Annotated in this window: 24 protein-coding genes; 16 read left to right on the plus strand and 8 right to left on the minus strand. The window is 63.9% G+C overall.

Annotated elements, in window-relative coordinates; all coding sequences use genetic code 11:
- The first annotated feature begins 3 nt into the window (after positions 1–3).
- The 3 genes from QZ329_RS01075 to QZ329_RS01085 are packed head-to-tail and all read left to right on the plus strand — an operon-like array spanning position 4 to position 1,948.
- A complete protein-coding gene (locus QZ329_RS01075) occupies positions 4–186 on the plus strand; it encodes a PspC domain-containing protein (protein ID WP_295747424.1) in 183 nt (60 codons plus the stop codon).
- A gap of 33 nt (positions 187–219) precedes the next feature.
- Complete coding sequence (gene recA / locus QZ329_RS01080) at positions 220–1,335, plus strand: recombinase RecA (protein WP_295747426.1); 1,116 nt, start codon at positions 220–222, stop codon at positions 1,333–1,335.
- On the plus strand, positions 1,325–1,948 hold the full coding sequence (locus QZ329_RS01085) for a regulatory protein RecX (RefSeq protein WP_295747428.1): 624 nt from the start codon (positions 1,325–1,327) through the stop codon (positions 1,946–1,948). Before recA ends, QZ329_RS01085 begins: the two co-directional genes overlap by 11 nt.
- 35 nt (positions 1,949–1,983) lie before the next feature.
- Here the strand turns inward: QZ329_RS01085 and QZ329_RS01090 are convergent, their stop codons facing one another.
- Positions 1,984–2,244, minus strand: a complete 261-nt coding sequence (locus QZ329_RS01090) for a hypothetical protein (RefSeq protein WP_295747430.1) — start codon at positions 2,242–2,244, stop codon at positions 1,984–1,986.
- A 76-nt stretch (positions 2,245–2,320) separates the two neighbouring features.
- On the opposite strand from QZ329_RS01090, the gene QZ329_RS01095 reads away from it, so the two are divergent.
- The 4 genes from QZ329_RS01095 to pgsA all read left to right on the plus strand — a co-directional run bounded on the left by QZ329_RS01095 (position 2,321) and on the right by pgsA (position 5,194).
- Positions 2,321–2,572, plus strand: a complete 252-nt coding sequence (locus tag QZ329_RS01095; RefSeq protein ID WP_295747432.1) for a helix-turn-helix transcriptional regulator — start codon at positions 2,321–2,323, stop codon at positions 2,570–2,572.
- A 458-nt stretch (positions 2,573–3,030) separates the two neighbouring features.
- Complete coding sequence (gene rimO, locus QZ329_RS01100) at positions 3,031–4,347, plus strand: 30S ribosomal protein S12 methylthiotransferase RimO (protein ID WP_295747433.1); 1,317 nt, start codon at positions 3,031–3,033, stop codon at positions 4,345–4,347.
- Positions 4,344–4,619 (plus strand): helix-hairpin-helix domain-containing protein, encoded by a 276-nt coding sequence (locus QZ329_RS01105; RefSeq protein WP_295747434.1) that lies wholly within the window; start codon positions 4,344–4,346, stop codon positions 4,617–4,619. Before rimO ends, QZ329_RS01105 begins: the two co-directional genes overlap by 4 nt.
- Entirely contained in the window at positions 4,616–5,194 is a 579-nt protein-coding gene (gene pgsA, locus QZ329_RS01110; protein WP_295747436.1) for a CDP-diacylglycerol--glycerol-3-phosphate 3-phosphatidyltransferase, read from the plus strand. Before QZ329_RS01105 ends, pgsA begins: the two co-directional genes overlap by 4 nt.
- 166 nt (positions 5,195–5,360) lie before the next feature.
- On the opposite strand, the gene QZ329_RS01115 is transcribed toward pgsA, so the two are convergent.
- On the minus strand, positions 5,361–6,380 hold the full coding sequence (locus tag QZ329_RS01115; RefSeq protein WP_295747438.1) for a Gfo/Idh/MocA family oxidoreductase: 1,020 nt from the start codon (positions 6,378–6,380) through the stop codon (positions 5,361–5,363).
- Between the two features lie 79 nt (positions 6,381–6,459).
- A complete protein-coding gene (recQ, locus tag QZ329_RS01120; RefSeq protein WP_295747440.1) occupies positions 6,460–8,292 on the minus strand; it encodes a DNA helicase RecQ in 1,833 nt (610 codons plus the stop codon).
- A gap of 220 nt (positions 8,293–8,512) precedes the next feature.
- Here recQ and rpmE point away from each other — a divergent pair, with 220 nt between their 5' ends.
- The 3 genes from rpmE to hflX all read left to right on the plus strand — a co-directional run bounded on the left by rpmE (position 8,513) and on the right by hflX (position 10,808).
- Entirely contained in the window at positions 8,513–8,716 is a 204-nt protein-coding gene (gene rpmE / locus QZ329_RS01125; protein ID WP_016321164.1) for a 50S ribosomal protein L31, read from the plus strand.
- A gap of 144 nt (positions 8,717–8,860) precedes the next feature.
- On the plus strand, positions 8,861–9,397 hold the full coding sequence (locus QZ329_RS01130; RefSeq protein ID WP_295747442.1) for a flavin reductase family protein: 537 nt from the start codon (positions 8,861–8,863) through the stop codon (positions 9,395–9,397).
- Between the two features lie 139 nt (positions 9,398–9,536).
- Positions 9,537–10,808, plus strand: coding sequence for a GTPase HflX (gene hflX / locus QZ329_RS01135; protein WP_295747443.1), 1,272 nt, complete (start codon positions 9,537–9,539; stop codon positions 10,806–10,808).
- On the opposite strand, the gene QZ329_RS01140 is transcribed toward hflX, so the two are convergent.
- A complete protein-coding gene (locus tag QZ329_RS01140) occupies positions 10,795–11,010 on the minus strand; it encodes a hypothetical protein (RefSeq protein ID WP_295747445.1) in 216 nt (71 codons plus the stop codon). The genes hflX and QZ329_RS01140 overlap by 14 nt on opposite strands.
- Positions 11,011–11,084: 74 nt before the next feature.
- Between QZ329_RS01140 and QZ329_RS01145 the strand changes: the two genes are divergently transcribed.
- Entirely contained in the window at positions 11,085–11,330 is a 246-nt protein-coding gene (locus tag QZ329_RS01145; RefSeq protein WP_295747447.1) for a helix-turn-helix transcriptional regulator, read from the plus strand.
- A gap of 124 nt (positions 11,331–11,454) precedes the next feature.
- Positions 11,455–12,120 carry a YigZ family protein gene (locus QZ329_RS01150; protein ID WP_295747449.1) on the plus strand — a complete coding sequence of 222 codons (666 nt, stop codon included), beginning with the start codon at positions 11,455–11,457 and terminating at the stop codon, positions 12,118–12,120.
- 90 nt (positions 12,121–12,210) lie between these two features.
- Here QZ329_RS01150 and QZ329_RS01155 read toward each other — a convergent pair whose 3' ends face one another.
- Positions 12,211–12,747, minus strand: a complete 537-nt coding sequence (locus QZ329_RS01155) for a macro domain-containing protein (RefSeq protein ID WP_295747451.1) — start codon at positions 12,745–12,747, stop codon at positions 12,211–12,213.
- 182 nt (positions 12,748–12,929) lie between these two features.
- Between QZ329_RS01155 and QZ329_RS01160 the strand changes: the two genes are divergently transcribed.
- Together QZ329_RS01160 and QZ329_RS01165 are read left to right on the plus strand one after the other, a co-directional pair.
- Positions 12,930–13,418, plus strand: coding sequence for a sigma-70 family RNA polymerase sigma factor (locus tag QZ329_RS01160; protein ID WP_295747453.1), 489 nt, complete (start codon positions 12,930–12,932; stop codon positions 13,416–13,418).
- Positions 13,418–14,266: an RsiV family protein gene (locus QZ329_RS01165; protein WP_295747455.1), complete on the plus strand. Its 849-nt coding sequence runs from the start codon at positions 13,418–13,420 to the stop codon at positions 14,264–14,266. Before QZ329_RS01160 ends, QZ329_RS01165 begins: the two co-directional genes overlap by 1 nt.
- Before the next feature lie 288 nt (positions 14,267–14,554).
- Here QZ329_RS01165 and QZ329_RS01170 read toward each other — a convergent pair whose 3' ends face one another.
- Positions 14,555–15,937 (minus strand): TrpB-like pyridoxal phosphate-dependent enzyme, encoded by a 1,383-nt coding sequence (locus QZ329_RS01170; protein WP_295747457.1) that lies wholly within the window; start codon positions 15,935–15,937, stop codon positions 14,555–14,557.
- Positions 15,938–16,499: 562 nt separating this feature from the next.
- On the opposite strand from QZ329_RS01170, the gene QZ329_RS01175 reads away from it, so the two are divergent.
- Positions 16,500–17,831, plus strand: a complete 1,332-nt coding sequence (locus tag QZ329_RS01175; protein WP_295747459.1) for an FAD-dependent oxidoreductase — start codon at positions 16,500–16,502, stop codon at positions 17,829–17,831.
- Positions 17,832–17,853: 22 nt separating this feature from the next.
- A complete protein-coding gene (locus QZ329_RS01180) occupies positions 17,854–18,801 on the plus strand; it encodes an L-lactate dehydrogenase (protein ID WP_295747461.1) in 948 nt (315 codons plus the stop codon).
- Positions 18,802–18,845: 44 nt separating this feature from the next.
- Here the strand turns inward: QZ329_RS01180 and QZ329_RS01185 are convergent, their stop codons facing one another.
- Both QZ329_RS01185 and QZ329_RS01190 read right to left on the minus strand, forming a co-directional pair.
- Positions 18,846–19,205 (minus strand): sigma-70 family RNA polymerase sigma factor, encoded by a 360-nt coding sequence (locus QZ329_RS01185; protein ID WP_295747463.1) that lies wholly within the window; start codon positions 19,203–19,205, stop codon positions 18,846–18,848.
- A 7-nt stretch (positions 19,206–19,212) separates the two neighbouring features.
- Positions 19,213–20,976, minus strand: coding sequence for a recombinase family protein (locus QZ329_RS01190; protein WP_295747465.1), 1,764 nt, complete (start codon positions 20,974–20,976; stop codon positions 19,213–19,215).
- Positions 20,977–21,091: the final 115 nt, after the last annotated feature.

The following is a 21,091-nucleotide window of genomic DNA, read 5'->3' on the forward strand; positions in this document are numbered from 1 at the left end:
GTTATGTATAAGAGACTTTACAAGATCAGCGAGGGCAAGATGGTGGACGGCGTCTGCGGCGGCATTGCCGAGTACTTCGGCCTGGACCCCACGCTGGTGCGGCTGGGCTGGGTGATTTTCAGCGCCATGGGCGCCAGCGGCATCCTGGCCTACATCATCTGCGCCGTCATCATGCCCCGGGAGTGAGGAGCTTAACGACAGATCAGGAGGATAGAAACTATGGCAAAGGATAAAGCGCCGCTGCCCAGCGCGGCGCCCGCGACGGATAAGAAGAAGGCCATCGACACGGCCATGAGTCAGATCGAGAAGATGTACGGTAAGGGCTCCATCATGCGCCTGGGCGACCGGACGGCCATGAATGTGGAGGTCATTCCCACCGGCTCCCTGGCGCTGGACGTGGCCCTGGGCATCGGGGGCCTGCCCAAGGGGCGGATCATCGAGATTTACGGGCCGGAGTCCTCCGGCAAGACCACCCTGGCCCTCCATGTGGTGGCGGAGGCCCAGAAGCAGGGGGGCGAGGTGGCCTTCGTGGACGCGGAGCACGCCCTGGACCCCACCTATGCCCGGGCCCTGGGCGTGAAGGTGGAGGACATGCTGATCTCCCAGCCGGACACCGGCGAGCAGGCCCTGGAAATCACGGAGGCCCTGGTGCGCTCCGGGGCCATCGACGTCATCGTGGTGGACTCCGTGGCCGCCCTGGTGCCCCGGGCGGAGATCGAGGGCGAGATGGGGGACAGCTATGTGGGCCTCCACGCCCGGCTGATGAGTCAGGCCCTGCGGAAGCTCACCGGCGCCATCGGCAAGACCAACACCATCGTCATCTTCATCAACCAGCTCCGGGAGAAGGTGGGCGTGATGTACGGCAACCCGGAGGTCACCACCGGCGGCCGGGCGCTGAAATTCTATGCCTCCGTCCGCATCGACGTGCGGCGCATCGAGGCCATCAAGAACGGCAGCGAGCTCATCGGCAACCGGACCCGGGCCAAAGTGGTAAAGAACAAAATGGCGCCCCCCTTCCGGGAGGCGGAGTTTGACATCATGTACGGCGAGGGCATCGTCCGGGAGAGCGAGCTGGTGGACCTGGGCGTGAAGCTGGACCTTGTGCAGAAGGCGGGCTCCTGGTTCTCCATGGGGGAGACCCGCATCGGCCAGGGCCGGGAGGCGGCGAAGAAGTACCTCCAGGAGAACCCGGAAATCCGGGACCAGCTGGAGGCGGACATCCGGAAGAACTTCGACAAGCTGATGAGCAGCCAGGCCCGGGCCGCCGCCAAGGCCGCCGGACGGGCGGTGGACGTCAGCGCCGACGACTTTGACGACTCCGGCAATGCGGATTGAGCGGATCGAGGCGTCGAAGCACAAGAAGGGCCGGGTCCTGGTGTTCCTGGAGGATGGAGCCTGCCTGAAGGTGACGGAACAGGAGCTGCTGGACTTCGGCCTCCGTTCCGGGGACGATCTGAACGAAGAGACGCTGGGACGGCTGAAGGAAGCCGCCGGGGTGTCCAGTACCCGGGCGGCGGCGGCGGAGCTCATCGGCAAACGGGCCATGAGCCGCTTCTGCTTGGAGCGGAAGCTCCAGGAGAAGGGGGCCAGCGAGGCGGAGGCCCGCTACGCCGCCGAGTGGCTGGAGGCCATCGGGGCGCTGAACGACGCGGAATACGCCGCCGCCCTGGCGCGGCACTACGGCGGCATGGGCTACGGTCCCGCCCGGGTGCGGGAGAAGCTCTATGAAAAGGGCGTCCCCCGGGAGCTGTGGGAGGACGCGCTGGAGGAGCTTCCGGAAAATGGCGGACAGGTGGACGCGTTTTTGCAGAGCAAGCTCCGGGGCCGGACACCGGACGAAAAGGAGAAGCGGCGGCTGACCAACGCCCTGCTTCGCCGGGGCTTTCCCTGGGGGGAGGTCAAAGCGGCCTGGAGGCGGCTGGGGGACGCCGTGGAGGAAGAGGAGTAGAGGCGGCAATCTGTCCCTCCGGCAGAACGCCGCCCCTACAGCGGCGTTGACGTGCGCCCTAAAAGCTCCGCCATAAGCTGAGCGCCGAAGCGCACGCCGGAGTAAAAGCCCTGCTCCGATTGTTTGTCCGCAAGGTCCTCCATGCTGGACCGGAGCAGTTCCGCCGCTTCCTCGTTGACAGCGCGGAGCTGTGTGGCAATTCGCTTTTCCTCCGCGCTCTCCGGATGTTCCAGACAACATAATATCTGCTGAGGCGGGATGTCGTCGTGGTAGATTGCATGTAAGATGTCGAGCATAAGCTGCACTCCTTTTAAAATCACGATTCGTGTGATATGATTATAAAACACGAATCGTGGGTTGTCAAGAGGGTTTATGAGAACTGTCATCATTTTTAAAGATCGTCTACAACAGCTTCGCAAACAAGCAAACTTACAGCAGAAGGAATTGGCATCTCAAATTGGAATGAGTGCAAATGCAATTAGCATGATGGAGACCGGAAACCGGGAAACGACATTTGAGAAGCTGGTCCTTCTGGCGGAATATTTTCATGTCTCCACAGACTACCTGTTGGGCGTTACGGACGACCCCGCCTGGCGGGGCCCCCTCCGGGAAGAGGAATCATAACTCATATCGCTCTCTTTTTGGCAGGAAAGATGTAGAGTCCTTCTCCTGCGAGATGGTCTATCGGGAGAAGGGCGGGCCCAGGGAACAGGCGGCAGATTGCCGCCCCTACGGGAACCGCCAGGGAAAGAACCGCCAAAGTGGGAACCACCGGGCAGAGCCCCAAGCTGAACCCGCCAGGGCAGCGGCAGCGGAAAGAGAAGAAAGCCGATTCGACGCCCGCCAAAACCCCAGCCCGCACCGAGCTGCGGGCAGAGACATGCGTACCCGAAAGCCAGTCCCCAGGCGCGTCCCCCGTCCCCCGTTTGAAAACGTCTTTTTTTCTTTTGGACCGTGCACGGCCCGTTTTCTCTTTTTCTGCGTATCAGAAAAAGAGAAAATGGGGGGTGCATTGGACCAGCCATCGCTGGCCGCCAATCCTCCCCGCCCGCAAGGGCAGAATCAACGAAAGGGGGCATACCATGCCCTACAAAGTATATTTCCTTTCCCTTGGCTGCGCCAAAAACCAAGTAAACTGCGAGCAGATGATGTCCCTGATCCAATCGGCGGGCCACGAGATCGCACCCGACCCCGCCGGGGCGGACATCGCCGTGGTCAACACCTGCGGCTTCCTGGCCTCCGCCTGTGAGGAGGCCATCGGCCACATCCTGGAGCTGGCGGAACTGAAAAAAGCCGGCCAGCTGAAAAAAATCCTGGTCACCGGCTGTATGGCCCAGCGCTATCAAAACGGCGTGCTGGAAGAGCTGCCGGAAGTGGACGGCATCCTGGGCACCGGCAGCTACGGCGAGATCGCCGCCGCCGTTTCCGAGGTTATGGAATCCGGCCTCCGCCCCTGCCGCCTGGGCAACATCCACACCGCGCCCCAGAACGGGCCCCGCATTCTCTCCACGCCCCCCTGGTACGCCTATCTCCGCATTGCCGAGGGCTGCGACAACCACTGCGCCTACTGCGTCATCCCCTCCCTCCGGGGCAAGTACCGCAGCCGCCCCATGGGAGAGCTTCTGGACGAGGCTGGCGAGCTCTGCTCCGCCGGGGTGAAGGAACTGCTGGTCATCGCCCAGGACATCACCCGCTACGGCACGGACCTGAACGGCGAACACCAGCTGGCCGCCCTTCTGCGGGAATTGTGCAGGCTGGACTTCCATTGGATTCGCCTCCACTATCTCTACCCCGACGAGATCACGGAGGAGCTCATCGAGACAATTGCCTCCGAGCCGAAGATTCTGCCCTATCTGGATATCCCCATTCAGCACTGCAACGATGGCATTCTGAAGGCCATGAACCGCCGGGACACCAAGGAATCCATCCGCTCCCTCTTCCGGACCCTCCGCCGGCGCATCCCCGGCCTGGTCCTGCGGACCAGTCTGATCGCCGGCCTTCCCGGCGAGGGGGAGGAGGAGTTCGAGGAGCTGTGCGAATTCCTCCGGGAGCAGAAAATCGAGCGGGCAGGGGTCTTCCCCTTTTCCCCGGAGGAGGGAACCCGGGCGGCACAGATGGACCACGCGGACGCCGGCGAGGCCGCCCGCCGGGCGGAGCTGGCGGTGGACGTGCAGTCCGATGTCATAGACGAGTACAACGAGTCCGTTCTGGGAACGGAGCGGGAAGTCCTCTGCGAAGGCTTTGACGGCCAGATGTTCTTTGGCCGGAGCTATGCCGAGTCCCCGGAGATCGACGGGCGGATTTGGTTTGACGCCGGGGAGGAGCCCGCGTCGGGGGACTTCGTCACTGTCCGCCTCACCGGGGTAATGGACGGCGAGCTCACCGGGGAGCGGGTATGAAGCACCCGCTGACGGAAATTCCCGGCGTGGGGGACCGCATTGCCGCCGTTATGGAGACCCTGGGCATCCGGCGGGTCTCGGACCTCCGGGGCCGGGACCCGGAGGAGCTGTACGCAAGGGAGTGTCTGATGAAGGGATACCAGGAGGACCGCTGCGCCCTGTACGTCTGGCGGACGGCGGTATACTACGCGGACCACGAGACCAGGGACCCGGAGAAGCTGAAATGGTGGTACTGGAAGGACAAGACCTATCCGGAGAAGGAGGACCTATGAATCTGCCCAATAAATTGACCATGCTCCGCATCATCCTGACGCCGGTTTTTCTGGCGGTGCTGTACTGGGGCTTTCCCGGCGCGGACTACGCGGCTCTGGCCATTTTCATCATCGCCAGTCTGACGGACCTGCTGGACGGGAAGATCGCCCGGAAGTACAATCTGGTGACGGACTTCGGCAAGTTCGCCGATCCTCTGGCGGATAAAATCCTGGTGGTGGCGGCCATGCTGTGGTTTGTGGAGCAGGGCCGGATGCCCGCCTGGATGGTGATGATCGTGATTACCCGGGAGTTTGCCGTCAGCGGCCTGCGCATGATTGCCTCGGACAACGGGCGGGTGATTGCCGCCGGGTGGTCCGGGAAGGTGAAAACAGCCTCCACCATGGTGTGTATCGTGGTGATGCTGCTAATGGGGCCCACCGTCGCCATGCTCCGGGACCCGGCGGCCCTCACGGCTCTGCCCGACGAGCCGTTCTTGTGGCTGGACATGATCTGCGGCTGGGTCATCACCCTGACGACCCTGTACTCCGGCGTGGAATACTTCCTCAAAAACAAAGACGTCATCCGCTCCGCCTAGTTCCTTTTTTTGAGAAAAAAGGAACCAAAAAAGCTTTAGCGCGCTCTGGGGGTCTGGAGGTCATTCAAGCCGAAGCGACGGCAACGAACCATTTTCGTTGCCGTCGCTTCGTTTTGGTTTCTATCCAGACTGCCGGATCGCGCGAGAGTTCTTTGGATACGTTCTTTCAAGGAAGTATCTTTACGGGGGCGCCGGTTTTCCATGCTTCGGTGGTGGCGTAGCCGATGGCGGTGGATTTGGTGCCGTCGTAGACGCTGACGCCGGGAGCCCTGCCTGTCAGGGCGCAGTCCACGAACTCCTGGAGCTCGGTGAGGTACGCCTCCGCGAACCGCTCCGGGAAGGAGCCTACGCACTCGGCGCATACGCCGTTCTGATTGTACAGACGGGCCTGGTTCTTCTCCGGGACGGCGGAGATGCGGATGGTGCCCTCCGTGCCCACGATCTCCGTCTCCACGTGGTAGCCGTAAGGCGCCGTCCGGCCCACGTGAATCATGCCCATAGCGCCGTTTTCAAACCGGTAGACGGCCACGCCGGTCTCGTCATCCCCGGCCGCCCGGAACTCCGGGTGCTTGAAGGTGGCGCCCATGGCGTACACCTCCGTGGCCTCGCAGCCCAGGAACCAGCGCATGAGGTCGATGTCGTGAATGGCCATGTCCAGGAAGATGCCGCCGGAGTTTTTGGCAAAGCGGATGGCCCCGTCCACGAGGGCCTCCGGGTCAATGCCCGTGGCCTTCACCAGGTAGGGCGTGCCGATGGCCCCGGCGTCAATCTTTTCCTTGGCGTAGGCATAGGACTTGTCATAGCGCCGCATGAAGCCCAGCATGAAGGTCAGCTCCGGGTGCCGCTCCACGGCGGCCTCCGCCTGTTTGCACTGGGCCGCGTCCACCCCCAGGGGCTTCTCGGAGAAGACGTGCTTCCCCGCGTCCAGGGCGGCCTCAATCTGCCAGCAGTGCTCGCTGGAGGTGGTGACGATGACCGCGGCGTCCATGTCCGCATGGGCCAGCATCTCCTTGTAGTCCGCGTAGACGGCGGCGACGCCCAGCTCGCTTCGGGCGTACTCCAGCTCGGCGGGGACGATGGAGCAGACCGCCGTCAGCTCCGCTCCGGGAATCTGATAGCGGATGTTATGCGCGTGGACCCTGCCCAGACGGCCCAGGCCCACCACGCCGGTCTTCAAATTCTTCATAACGGTCTCCTTCCTCCGATCCTGGGTGAAACATGACCGGGTATCCAAGATATACGGTGTTCTTCCCCAGGGCGGCGGCTCAGGCCCGCAGGCCCGCCCGCCAGTCCTGAACGGCCTGGAGGAAGGCCGCGCCATAGCGCTCCGCCTTGACCCTGCCCACGCCGGAGACCTGGAGAAATTCCTCCATGGTCAGAGGCCGGAGGGCGGCCATGTCCGCCAGGGTGGCGTTGGAAAAGATGACGTAGGCGGGAACGCCCGCCTCCTGGGCCAGGCGGAAGCGGAGGGATTTCAGCGCCGCCAGCAGGCCGTCCTCCTCCTCCGCAGAGGCGGCGGGGGAGAGGGGCCGCGCCTTTGCCTCCTCCGCCTGGGGGGCCGGCTCCCGAAAGAGGACCTTCTTCCCCCGGAAGAGGACGTCCCCCGCCTGGGCCGTCAGACGGAGGACGGGGTACTCCTCCCCCTCGGTGACGAGATAGCCCTTCTCCATCAAAGCGTCAATGTAACGCTGAATCCGGTCCTGGTCCACGCCCTTCAGGGCCCCGTGGGTGGGCAGCTGGTCCAGCCCCAGCTGGAGGACCCGCTTGTCCCGGCTGCCCCGGAGGAGCTTGATGATGACGGCGGCCCCCAGGCCGTAAGCGTAGCGCTTTTCCACCCGGGCCACGGCAGAGAGGATTTTCTGCGCCTCCACGGTGATGTCCCGGTCCACAAAGGACCCGGCGCAGTTCCCGCAGCGGCCGCAGCGGCCGCCGTGAATCTCGCCGAAGTAGTCCAGAATGTCCGCCCGGAGGCAGCCGCCGGTCCTGCAGTAGCGCACCATACGGTCCAGGCGGCTGAGATCCCGGCGCAGACGGTCCGGGTCCCCCTCCTGGGTCTCCTGGGAGTTGGCGATGAGGAATTTCGCCGTCCGCACATCCCCGGGGGCGTAGAGCAGGACGCAGCGGGCGGGGCCGCCGTCCCGGCCCGCACGGCCCGCCTCCTGGTAATAGCTCTCCAGGTCCTTGGGCATGTTGTAGTGAACCACGAAGCTGACGTTGGACTTGTCGATGCCCATGCCAAAGGCGTTGGTGGCCACCATGACCCGCACCTGGTCGTAGACGAAGGCCTCCTGGCTCCGGCGGCGCTCGCCGTCCTCCATGCCGGCGTGGTACCGGGCGGCGGGGACGCCCTGGGCCAGCAGGGAAGCGGTGACGGCGTCCACCGTCTTCCGGGTGGCGCAGTAGACGATGCCGCTCTGCCCGGGACGCTCCGCCAGGAAGCGGCGGAGCCAGAGGTCCTTGTCCTTGGGGCGGTCCACCTCGAAAAAGAGGTTGGGCCGGTCGAAGCCCGTGGTGATCCGAAGGGGGTCCCGGAGGTCCAGCAGCGTCTCGATGTCCCGGCGCACCGCCGCCGTGGCGGTGGCGGTGAACGCCCCCACGGGGGGCCGGACCGGCAGGGAGGCCACCAGTCCGGCAATGTCCAGATAGCTGGGGCGGAAGTCCTGCCCCCACTGGGAGACGCAGTGGGCCTCGTCCACGGCCACCAGGGAGACGGACAGCCCCTCCAGCAGACGGCGGAAGCTCTCCGCCTGGAGGCGCTCCGGCGCGGCGTACAGGAGCTTGCAGTCCCCCCGCCGGATCTGGCGGCAGGCCTCCCGGTACTCTCCGGCGTCCTGCGAGGAGTTGAGAAAGGCGGCGGGGATGCCCGCCTGGGTCAGGGCGGCCACCTGGTCCTTCATCAGGGAGATGAGGGGGGAGATCACCAGGGCCGTCCCCGGCAGCAGCAGGGCGGGGAGCTGATAGCATACGGATTTTCCCGCTCCGGTGGGCATGACGCCCAGAGCGTCCCGGCCGGAGAGCAGCGCGTCCGCCAGGGGCTCCTGACCGGGGCGGAAGCCGCTGTGGCCGAAGTGCTGCTTGAGAAGGGTCAGCTTGTCCATGGGGCGGGCCTCCTGTCCGTTTCGGTAAGGGGTTCTGAAGGACACTATACTAGAGAAAGCCGCCCCTGTCCAGAGGGGAGGGCCGTTTCCGGCCTTGAAAAAATAAAGTTTCCAAGAGCAAGAAAAAGCTTGCAATTTGAAAAACACCGTGATATACTAACCAATGCTGTGATAGCGCAAGCTGTTTCGCAATTCGTTTTAGAAAGGGGTGAACAGAGCAATGAAGGAAGGAATCCATCCCAATTATCAGCAGACTACGATTACATGCGCCTGCGGTAATGTGATTGAGACAGGTTCTACCAAGAAGGATATCAAGGTGGAAGTCTGCTCTAAGTGTCACCCCTTCTTCACCGGCAAGCAGAAGCTGGTGGATACCGGCGGCCGGGTCGCGAAGTTCAACAAGAGGTTCGGCCTGGACAAGTGAGTCCGACACCGTCACATGCGAGAGAGCGCGCCGTAGTCCGGCGCGCTCTTTTTTCTTCGTCCGGGAATTTTTTGTTGCGTTTTTCCGGAAAACGCATATACTGGAACCAGCGGAACAGGAACATTTTGAAAGGAGTCCTTTGCCATGCGCTTACATTCTGCGGACCCCAAGACCACCGCCTCCGCGCTGCTTTCGGCCTTCGGCGGGGCCAACGCCCTGCTCACCGCCGGAACGGCGGAGCGCTGCAACACCATGACCATCGGCTGGTGTCAGGCGGGACGGCTGTGGAATCTGCAAACCTGTACGGTCTACGTGCGCCCGGAGCGCTATACTTATGATTTCATGGAAGGCAGCGAGTATTTCACCGTGTCCGTTCTGCCTGCGGACCAAAAAAAGACCATGGCCCTCTGCGGCACGAAGAGCGGACGGGACATGGACAAGATCCAGGAGTGCGGCCTGACGGTGCGGACCGGCGCCGGCGGCGCCCCCTTCTTCGAGGAGGCGGAGCTGGTCCTGGTGTGCCGGAAGCTCTATGTCCAGGATATGGACGCCGCCTGCGTGCTCCCCGCCGGGGAGAAGGGCATCCTGCCCCACTACGGCGAGAAGGGCGGCTGGCACCGGGTTTACACCGGCGAGATCGTGGAGGCCTACTCCGCCAAGCCGCACGCGGACGAACCGTAAGGAAGGATTACCCTGTAGGGGCGGACTCCGCCCCGTTCTTGGCCAGCGCCTGTCTGACGCGGGCGTTCCGCCTGCTGTGAGCGCCCCGGCGGCGGAGAAAGGGCCGGGACAGGGCCCCTACAGGAAAGCAAGGAGATTTATGCAAGAGACAAAGGAAATTCGAGACAGAGTCGTTCTGGTGGGCCTGAACTCCCCGGTCCTCAAACGGGAGGAAACCGCCGGGGAGGACACCCTGGAGGAGCTCTCCGCCCTGGTGGAGACCGCCGGGGGCGAGACCGTGGGACAGGTTTTGCAAAACCGGAACGCCCCGGACCCCCGGACTTTCATCGGCGAGGGCAAGTGCGCCGAGGTAAAGCTCTACTGCGAGAATACCGAGGCCACCATGGTCATTTTCGACAACGACCTCTCCCCCTCCCAGCTCCGGGTGCTGACGGAGCTGCTGGGGGTCCAGGTGCTGGACCGCTGCGGCCTGATTCTGGACATCTTCGCCCAGCGGGCCCGGACCCGGGAGGGGCGGCTCCAGGTGGAGCTGGCCCAGTATCAATACCTGCTGCCCCGCCTCACCGGCATGTGGACCCATCTGGAGCGCCAGGCGGGCACCAGCGGCAGCGGGCCCATCGGCTCCAAGGGCCCCGGCGAGACCCAATTGGAGACGGACCGGCGGCACATCCACCGGAAGATCGACAAGCTCCGGGAGGACCTGGAGGACGTGCGCCGGGTGCGGAACACCCAGCGCCGCCAGCGGCGGAAGAACGAGATTCCCGTGGTGGCCCTGGTGGGCTACACCAACGCGGGGAAGTCGACGCTTCTGAACCGCCTCACCGGCGCGGGCATCCCCGCCAACAACCGCCTCTTTGACACCCTGGATACCACCAGCCGCCTCCTCCACGTCAGCGACACCACGGACGTGGTCCTCAGCGACACTGTGGGCTTCATCCGCAAGCTCCCCCACCAGCTGGTGGAGGCCTTCAAGGCCACCCTGGAGGAGCTGGAGTACGCGGATTTGCTGCTCCATGTCATCGACGTGTCCAGCCCCGAGTGGCAGACCCAGGCCCAGGTGGTGGAGAACCTGATTCTGGAGCTGGGGGCGGGAGAACTGCCCCGCATCGACGTGTTCAATAAATCGGACCTCCTTCCCCCGGGGGAGATCATGCCCCACGGGGAGGACATCTGCGCCATCTCCGCCAAGAGCGGCCGGGGAGTGGACAAGCTGCTGGAGATGATCGCCCGGCGGCTGGACAAGGGGTCCCGGCGGGTTACCATTCACCTGCCCTATGACCAGGGGGGACTGCTGGACCTCCTCTATAAGGAGGCGAAGGTGGAAAAGGTGGAGTACGGCGAGACTATCGACGTGACGGCGGTCTGCGCCCCCCGGACCCTGGGCCGGGTGAAGGCGTTCACGGACGGCTGAGGGCCAGCCCCTCCCCGGTGCGCAGGCCCAGGAGGAAGGCTTGAATGGCCGTGAATTCCAGGGCTTTGTCCAGGTCTCTCCGCTGGGCCTCGCACAGCTCATTGTGCAGGGCGTCCAGCGGAAAGGCGTAGGGCCCCCGGAGAGCGGCGTCTACCTGGGGCTTGATGTAGTTTTCGTGGAGCCAGAATAGGAAATCCGTCATGTGAAACAGCCTCCTTTTGATGATTTTATATTGATAATTTTATCAAAACCAGGGTGGGTTGTCAAGAGGTTTCTATGGGAATTGAGAAGAGATTAAAAGAGCTGCGCAAAGAACGGGGAGAGTCACAGGAAACGGTTGCCAGGGCGGTCGGCATTGCCTTGCGCAATTATCACAGGATCGAGACCGGGGAGGGTCTTCCGAGACTTCCAGTGTTCAGCGCCCTGGCAGACCATTTTGAGGTCAATGCGGACTATCTGCTGGGCCGGACCGATGTCCGGGAGATGCTGCCGCCCTCGGAAGAGGTGCCGGAGGAAATTTAAAAACGGTTTACTGATGGTCGGCGGTTCCGGGAAAAGGGCGGACCTGCGTGTCCGCCCGTCCCCCGCAACCGCCAACGGTATCGTACTACGCACAAAAACACCCCCCTGAAAGGAGGCTCTGCCCATGTCCGGCTACCGCGTCCCCTTTGCGGACGCCGAAACCGAGTTTACGGAAAAACGCTCCCGCTTCATCACGAACCTCTACCGGGTGGAATCCGAGGCGGAGGCCCGGGCCAAAATTGAGGAAATCCGCAAACGCCACTACGACGCCCGGCACCATTGCTGGTGCTACCTCATTCAAAACGGCGGCGTGGTCCGCTACTCCGACGACGGCGAGCCCCAGGGCACCGCCGGACAGCCCATGCTGAACGTCTTCCAGCGCCAGGAGGTCACCAACGTCTGCTGCGTGGTCACCCGGTACTTCGGCGGCGTGCTGCTGGGAGCCGGGGGGCTGAGCCGGGCCTATGGCCGGGGGGCCAAGGAGGGTCTGGACGCGGCGGGAACGGCCTGGGTCAGCCTTTGGACCCTCTGGGACGTGCCCTGTCCCTACCCGCTTCTGGAGCGGCTGAAGCTGGAAATCGCCGCCCAGGGCGGCGTCCTCCGGGACGCGGACTACGGCGCGGAGGTGACGCTGCACACGGCTTTTTCCCGGGAGGGGGCAGAGGCTTTCGCTGCGCGGCTGACGGAGCTGTCCGCCGGCCAGGGGACGATGATCCCGGCAGGGGAGGAGTATTTGCCCGGTCCGAAAGAGTTGCTTTTCTCGGGAGAAACGGAACCGAAAGAGCGTTAGCCCGCTCTGGCGGTCCGGTGCTGTACCGGACTGAAGCGGCGGCAGCGCGGAATATAGAACGCCGGAAGGTCGGTTCCTTCCGGCGTTTGCTTATAGTCTTTCCGATTTTTCCCCGGCGTACCACATGTTATAGGTCTGGCGGTAAATCTTCGCGGCCTGCTCCGTGTGGCAGACCATCCGCACCCGCCGGGGCAGCTCATGGTCCCGGAGGAAATCCAGGATGGCCTTCAAGGCCACGCTGGCCGCCTGGGCCATGGGATACCCGTACACCCCGGTAGAGATGGAGGGGAAATCGACGCTTTCTATACCCCGTTCCTCTGCCAGCAGGAGGCAGGAGCGGTAGCAGGAGGCCAGCGCCGCCGCCTCTCCGCAGTCTCCGCCCCGCCAGATAGGGCCGGGGGTGTGAAGAACGTATTTCGCCGGAAGGCGATACCCCTTCGTCAGCTTGGCCTGTCCGGTTTCACAGCCCCCCAGGGTCCGGCACTCCGCCAGCAGGCCCGGCCCGGCGGCGGCGTGAATGGCTCCGTCCACTCCGCTGCCGCCCAGCAGGGCTGTGTTGGCGGCGTTGACGATGGCCTCCGCGCCGGATTGGGTGATGTCGCCCACGAGAATGGAAAAGCGGTCCATATTCGGGCCCTCCTTGTTGGATTGATACAGGATAATACCAGTATAAAACAAATTTCCGTGGAGGCAAGAAAAAATTTTCGACGCCTCAAACTTTTCCGCTTTCTTCTCCGTCTATACTACAGAAAAACCGCCCGGAGCCCAGGCGACGGACGGGCGGAACCCTTTCAGAAAGGAGCATCGATGTGACGAAGGAAACGAAGGAAGAGACCTTGACCTCGTTCCTCATCGAAACCCAGGCCCGGTCCTACCGGCTGGCCTACAGCGTCCTCCGCGACCGGGAGGAGGCTCTGGACGCGGTGCAGACCGCGGTCTGCCGGGCGCTGGAGCGGCAGGACAGCCTCCGGGACCCCGGGGCCGTGAAGACCTGGTTCACCCGGATTTTGGTGAACGTCTGCCAGGACGCCCTCCGCCGGAGGAGCCGGGTGGTTCCCTTCCCGGAGGAGGGGCTGGAACCGGGCCGGGAGGACCCGGAGCCCGCCGACGAGACCCTTGCCCAGCGGGTGGAAGCCCTGCCGGCGGAGGTGGGAACCGTCATCAAGCTGCGGTTTTATGAGGAGCTGACCCTGAGGGAAATCGGCGAGGTCACCGGGCAGAATCTGAGCACGGTGAAAAGCCGTCTGTACGGGGGGCTGAAGAAGCTGCGCATCGCTATGGAAGGAGCGGAAATTTGATGAACGAATTCAAGCGCGCGAAAGAGGAATACGATAACGTCCCCATTCCCGAGGAACTGTCGGAGCGGGTCCGGGCGGGTATCCGGGAGGGCGAGGAGCGGTACCGGGCCCGCCGGAGGCAGAGCGTCCGGCGCTGGGTGGCCACCGCCGCCTGCTTTTCCCTTCTGCTGGCGGGGCTGAACCTGTCACCGACCCTGGCAAAGGCCGCCGCGGAGGTGCCTGTGCTGGGGGGATTGTTCCGGGTGCTGACCTTTGTGAACTACGATAAGACGGAGGATGGTATTCACTACGACGTCTCCGTCCCCAAGGTGGAGGCGGAGGGCAGCCTGGCGGAGCGGGTCAATGCCGCCATTCAGGAGAAGGTGGACGCCCACCTCGCCAGGGCCCAGCAGGACTGGGACGATTACCGGGAGGCCTTCTTCGCCACCGGCGGCACCGAGGAGGAGTGGGGCGGCCGGGAGATGGACGTCATCGCGGGCTATGAGATCAAGAGCCAGAGCGACACCCGGGTTTCCTTCGTGGTAACCCTGGGAGAGGGCTGGGTGTCCTCCATGGAGGAGCGGTACTACTACAACCTGGACCTGAGCGGGGACCGGGACCTGACCCTCCGGGACTACCTGGGGGATACTTGGGTGGAAACCTGCAACGCCGCCATTGAACGGCAGATCGCCGAAAGCGTGGACGAGGAGGGCTTTACCCTCTTCTTCGCCCCGGAGGAGGGGGGCTTTACCACCGTGGACGAGACCACCGGCTTCTATGTCCGGGAGGACGGGACGGTTGTGGTGTGCTTCCCCCGCTACAGCATCGCCGCCGGCGCGGCGGGGATTCCGGAGTTCCCCATTAACTGAAAACGCGAACAAGAGGCCGCCCCGGCTGGGGCGGCCTCAGGCTGTCGAAAACGTATTTTCGCCAGCCTGCGCAAGTTTTTCAAACCTTTAAAAAAGTTTTGAAAAACTTCTGATTGAAAACGAAAGGAACCCTTCCTGGGTTCCTCTCGTAACTCTCTTCCTTCCCGTTGCGTCAATCTTCTGCGTTTTTTGACACGCTGAGGCCGCCCCGGCTGGGGCGGCCTTCTTTGATGTTCTTTTCCCAAAGGATACGGCGCGGCCAGAGGGCCGCGCCGCTGTTTGCGCGGTTCAGTTCAGCCCCGGAATCTGGGGCAGCTTGGCAAAGCTGGCCTCCAGCTCCGCGTCGGTGGGGATATAGTCTGTCATCTCCCCGTTATGGAACCGCTCATAGGCCACCATGTCGAAGTATCCAGTGCCGGTGAGGCCGAAGAGAATGGTCTTCTCCTCCCCGGTCTCCTTGCATTTCAGAGCCTCGTCCATGGCGGCCCGGATGGCGTGGCTGGACTCCGGGGCCGGGAGGATGCCCTCCACCCGGGCAAACTCCTCCGCCGCCTCGAAGACCTTCGTCTGCTCCACGGACACGGCCTCCATGTAGCCGTCGTGATAGAGCTGGGAGAGGACCGGGCTCATACCGTGATACCGCAGGCCCCCGGCGTGGTTGGCGGAGGGGATGAAGCCGCTGCCCAGGGTGTACATCTTCGCCAGGGGACAGACCATGCCGGTGTCGCAGAAGTCATAGGCGAACCGGCCCCGGGTGAGGCTGGGGCAGGAGGCGGGCTCCACGGCGAGGAAGCGGTAGTCCCGCTCGCCCCGGAGCTTCTCGCCCATGAAGGGGGAGATCAGGCCGCCCAGGTTGCTGCCGCCGCCGGCACAGCCAATGATGATGTCGGGGACCACGCCGTACTTGTCCAGAGCCGCCTTGGCCTCCAGGCCGATGATGGACTGGTGAAGCAGCACCTGGTTCAGGACGCTGCCCAGCACATAGCGGTAGCCGGGGTTGGCGGCGGCGGCCTCCACGGCCTCGGAGATGGCGCAGCCCAGGGAGCCGGTGGTGCCGGGGTGCTCGGCCAGGATTTTCTTCCCAACCTCCGTCTCCATAGAGGGGGAGGGGGTGACGGACGCGCCGTAGGTCCGCATAACCTCCCGGCGGAAGGGCTTTTGCTCATAGCTGACCTTCACCATGTAGACCTTGCAGTCCAGCCCCAGATAGGCGCAGGCCATGGAGAGGGCGGTGCCCCACTGGCCCGCGCCGGTCTCGGTGGTGACGCCCCGGAGGCCCTGCTGCTTGGCGTAATAGGCCTGGGCGATGGCGCTGTTCAGCTTGTGGGAACCGGAGGTGTTGTTCCCCTCGAATTTGTAGTAAATCTTCGCCGGGGTCTGGAGCTTTTCCTCCAGGCAGTAGGCCCGGACCAGGGGGGCGGGACGGTACATCTTGTAGAAGTCCCGAATCTCCTGGGGGATGGGGATTTCCCGGCTGTCGTTGTCCAGCTCCTGGCGGATGAGCTCGTCGCAGAAGACGCCGCGCAGATCCTCGAACCCCATGGGCGCGCCGGTGCCGGGGTTCAGCAGGGGGGCGGGCTTGTTCTTCATATCGGCCCGGACGTTGTACCACGCCTGGGGCAGCTCCTCCTCAGAGAGGTAGATTTTGTAAGGAATTTTCTCGAATGTCATGACCCTCGCTCCTTTCGATTCTCCGGCCGCTTCGGGGCGGAGGCGTCAAAAAAAGACCTCCATCCCAAAAGGACCTGTTACAGGTACTTTGGGACAAAAGTCTGAGAACTTCTGCGGTGCCACCCAAATTGGCGGTCTGGAAACCGCCCGCTCGGCGGCGTGCGGACACACGCCTTTCCTTGGTAACGGGGGAAAAGCCCGTCGGCGCCTACTCCGCCGCCTGCAAAGTCCCGTGATTTCACGGAGACACCATAGGGGAATCGTTTCGGCCCGCCCTCCGCAGTCCATTCAGCAGGGTCGCTTCTGCCGCCATCCCACCGCCGGCGGCTCTCTGAGAGAACCTCGTCCTGTTTACTCGTCTGCGTCATCGGTTTGCGCTTTTGAATTTGAAAAAAGCATACGCTCTTCCGGCGCGGTTTGTCAAGTGGAAAAATGAATTTTGAATAATCGGCCAAAAAATGAGAACGCATCACGGAAATTATCGTTTAAAATGACGGGTCTGGCTGAAGCGCGGCGGCATGTTTTCCCGCCGTTCCGGGCAAGCTAGGGCGGAGGTGATGGTATGGATTCCATATGGACCCAAACGGAGAAGCTGCCGGAGTTCGCCCCTTTGGAGGGGGACCTGAAAACGGACGTGCTGATCATCGGCGGCGGGATGGCGGGGCTCTTGTGCGCCTATCAGCTGGCCCAGGCGGGGGTGGAGTACGCCCTGGTGGAGGGCGACCGCATCTGCGGCGGCGTCACGCGAAACACCACGGCGAAGCTCACCTCCCAGCACGGCCTGATCTATAGCCGGCTGCTGCGGGAGTTCGGCGCGGAGCGGGCCCGCCTCTATCTGGAGGTCAACCAGGCGGCGCTGGAGCGTTACCGGACGCTGTGCCGGGGGGTGGACTGCGATTTTCAGGAGCGGGATTCCTTCGTCTACTCCACAAACGGCCGGCGGGAGCTGGACCGGGAGCTGGAGGCCCTGGAGCGCCTGGGCTTTTCCGGGGCCTTCTGGGCGGAGCCGGCGCTGCCCTTCCCCACGGCGGGGGCGGTGGGCTTCCGGAGGCAGGCCCAGTTCCACCCGCTGAAGTTCGCCGCCGCCATCGCCAGGGACCTTCGTATTTACGAGCATACCAAGGTGCTGGAGCTGGGGCCGGGCACAGCGGTCACCAACGGCGGAACCGTCTCGGCGGAGAAGATCGTCGCCGCCACCCATTTTCCCCTTCTCAACAAGCACGGGGCCTATTACCTCAAGCTGTACCAGCACCGCTCCTACGTCCTGGCCCTGGAGAATGCCCCGGCGGCGGAGGGCATGTACGTGGACCGGGAGGAAACGGGCCTCTCCTTCCGGAGCTGGAAGGGCCTTCTTTTGCTGGGCGGCGGGGGACACCGCACCGGAAAGAAGGGGGGCGGCTGGCGGGAGCTGGAGGAGTTCGCCCGGACCCGCTTCCCGGAGGCGCGGGAGACGGCCCGCTGGGCCGCCCAGGACTGCATGACCCTGGACGGCGTGCCCTATATCGGGCAGTACTCCCGGCGCACCCCGGGCTTTTACGCGGCAACGGGCTTCAACAAGTGGGGCATGACCTCCTCCATGGCGGCGGCGCTGCTGCTGGCGGACTTGATCCTGGAGAGGGAAAATCCCTACGCGGAGCTGTTTTCCCCCTCCCGGAGCGTGCTCCGCCCACAGCTGGCGGTGAACGCGCTGGAGTCCGCCGCGGGACTGCTGACTCCCACGGTTCCCCGATGCCCCCACATGGGCTGCGCGCTGAAGTACAACGCCGGGGAACACAGCTGGGACTGCCCCTGCCACGGCTCCCGGTTCGGGGAGGACGGAGAATTGCTGGACAACCCCGCCACGGACGGCCGGAAGGGCATGGGGCGCTCCGGCGGGCGGAGGACCCGCCGGTGAAAAAATGGAAAGGATGACGCGTATGAATATCAATCCCAGAAAGGCGGCCGTCATCGGCTGCGGCAACGTGGGGGCCTCCATCGCCTTCCGCTTTTTGCAGCAGGGGCTGTTCACCCGCCTGGTGCTGCTGGACGCGAACCGGGAGAAGGCGGAGGGCGAGGCCATGGACCTCCGGGACGGCCTGCCCTACGCGGCGGCCATGGACATTACCGCCGGGGACTACGACGACCTGACGGACTGCGCCCTGGTGGTCATCACCGCCGGAGCCAACCAGAAGCCGGGGGAGACCCGGCTGGACCTCATCGGAAAGAATACGGAGATTCTCCGCTCCATTTTGAGAGAGATCACGGCTCGAAGCTTCGGCGGTATTTTGCTGGTGGTGTCCAACCCGGTGGACGTGCTGACCTACGCGGCCTGGCGTCTGTCGGGCTATCCCCGGGAGCGGGTGATGGGCTCCGGCACGGTGCTGGACACCGGGCGCCTGAAACAGCTGCTGGGAGCGGAGCTGGAGGTGGACAGCCGGAATATCCACGCCTTCATCATCGGCGAGCACGGGGACAGCGAGCTTGCCGTCTGGAGCGAGGCCAACGTCTCCGGTCTGGATTTGGAGGACTTCTGCCGCGTCCGGGGGCAGACCCTGGGGGCGGAGAAGCGGGAGCGGCTGTACCGGGAGGTCCGGGACAGCGCTTATGAGATCATCCGCCGGAAGGGGGCCACATATTACGGCATCGCCATGGCGGTGGGGCGGATTGCGGCGGCCATCGTGAAGGACGAGCGGGCGGTGCTGCCGGTGTCGGCGGTGCTGGACGGGCAGTACGGGATGAACGGCTTGGCGCTGAGTCTTCCGTCCATCGTGGGCCGGAAGGGCTTGCGGGAGATTTTGGAGATGCCGCTGAGGGAGGACGAGCGGGCGGCGCTGGCGGCCTCGGCGGAGCAGATGCGGGAGGCCATTGAGACGCTGAAGCTGTGAATGGTCCCGGCGCCGGCCAGGGGGACTGGCCGGCGCCCTGCGGGTCAGGGACGGCGCGGGTTCTCCTGGAGGGCTTCCCGGAGTTTTTCCAGGGCCCGTTTTTCGATGCGGGATACATAGCTCCGGGAGATTCCGAAGGAGGAGGCGATTTCCCGCTGGGTCAGGGGCACCGTGCCCCCCAGGCCATAGCGCAGGCGGACGATTTCCGCCTCCCGGGAGGTCAGGCGCTCCCGGACCAGCCGGTGGAGGCGCAGGGCGTTGTCCCGGTCCTGGAGGTCCTCCAGCATGGTGTCGTCCACGCCCACGATATCCAGGAGCTGGAGGGCGTTGCCGTCCTTGTCGGTGTCGATGGAGTCGGAGAGGGAGACCTCCCCCTGGAGCTTTTTCTGCCCACGAAAGTACATCAGGATTTCATTTGCTATCCTCTCCCAGCGGCTCCGTATTCTCCCGTTCCGCCGTCTCCTGAAAAGCCGCCGGTTCTCCGCCTTCCGCGGCCCCGTCCTCCGTACCGGCAGAGGGAAACGGATACTCGTAATTTGAGCCGGACAGCACAAGGTGAACCTGGGAGCCGTCCCAAATCGCCTGGCGGAAGACGGCGCGGACAGCCGCCCGCTTCTGCTCCACGGTCATGCCGTCCACGGTATCTTGAAACGAGGCCAGCGCCTGCGCCAGAAGCGTGAGCTCCCTATCCGCCAGACGGTGATAGGCGGTCAGCTCCCGGAGCTGGTCCAGACGCTGCCGGAATCCCTCGCCCCGGTGGTGCAGCTCGTCGATCTGCCGGAGGATATAGGCCTCTGCGGACGTGCCGGAGGCCTTGCCCAGGGAAGACACCAGCCCTTTGATCTCGCCGTCATTGGCGGCAAGAGCGGCTTCGATTCTGGCGGTTTCCCCGTCGTGGCTTTGCTGGCCGCCGGCCAGGACCTGCCTGCTGCGGATCAGCTGGCGGAGAAAGTCGGAGTCGTTTTCCCGCAGGGCCTTCAGCTGCTCCACAACGCCGGCGTCCGCCTGATTGCCGCTGCAGTTTCGCATATTGCAGACATGTCCCCGGCTGCGCTCCTTCATGGAGCACAGGTAGGTGTAAACGGGTTCCCCCTGGGCGTTAAGCCGCCCGGAGGCCTTCGGCCGCATGAAGCTGCGGCAGCCGCCGCAAATCAAAAGGCCGGAGAGCAGGGCCGTGCTGCTGCGGGCTTTGCGGTAGCTCTTGGATTGATTTCGCGCCAAAAGCCGCTGGACCTTTACCCACGCGGTTCCCTCGATCAGCCCCGGGTGCTTGCCCACGGAGACGATCCACTCCTCCCTGGGCTTGATCTGCGTTGCCCTGCCGGGCTGCTGCAAGGTGCGGTTATAGGCCATGATGCCGTGGACGCCGTCAAAATCCCGCTGCTCCGAGAACAGGTCCACCCGGGCCTCGGTCAGGTATTGATAGGCGCTTTCGTCCGCGATCAGGTAAACCGGATTGGAGAGAATTCCCTTGATGGCGAACCGGGTGAAGGGTTTGCCGTTTTTGGTGGCGCAGCCGTTTTGCAGTAAGTAGGTCTCCGTTTTGGTGAGGGAGCCGGTTTCCAGAAATTTCTCAAAGATCAATTTCACCAGGCCGGCCTCCTCCCGGATGAGCTTCAGCTTGCAGGCCCTGCGGGTCCTGCCGTCCACCGTCACGTGGGAAACGCTCTCCGAGGCGTAGCCGGTGGGGGTGACGCCGCCCAGCCAGCGCCCGGTTTTGGACAGCTCCCGCATGTTGTCGCGGATGCGCTCGGCAATGGTCTCCCGCTCCAGCTGGGAAAAGACGGAAGAGATGTACATCATGGCCCGCCCCATGGGGGAGGAGGTGTCAAACTGCTCCTTGATGGAGATGAAGCCGGTGTTCATGCCGTTCAGCCGTTCAATCAGCTTGGCGAAGTCCCCGATGTTGCGGCTGATCCGGTCCAGACGGTAGACGACAATGGCCCGGAGTTTCACTGTTTCCGCGTCGGCCATCATCTTTTGAAACTGCGGGCGGTCCAGATTGCCGCCGGAAAAGCCCTCGTCCTCATACACCAGCGCACGAGCGGCGGCTTCGTCCCCGAAGTGCAGGCGTATGTACTGCCTGCACAGCTCAATTTGGTTTTCGATGCTCTCGCCCTTGCCTGTGAACCTGGATTTTCGGGAGTAGATCACAAGCTGCCCGTCGTCGTTCATGGAACCGCCCCTTCCGAATGAAATCTGTTGCCAGTCTATTCGGGGAGCTTGGGTTTGAGCAGCGGCTTTTGTATGAAATCACGGAGGCGCACAGCGGGTTTTCCCCTGCGGCGGC

Origin of the sequence: uncultured Oscillibacter sp. (genome assembly GCF_910579365.1) — a bacterium.
GTDB lineage: Bacteria > Bacillota > Clostridia > Oscillospirales > Oscillospiraceae > Oscillibacter.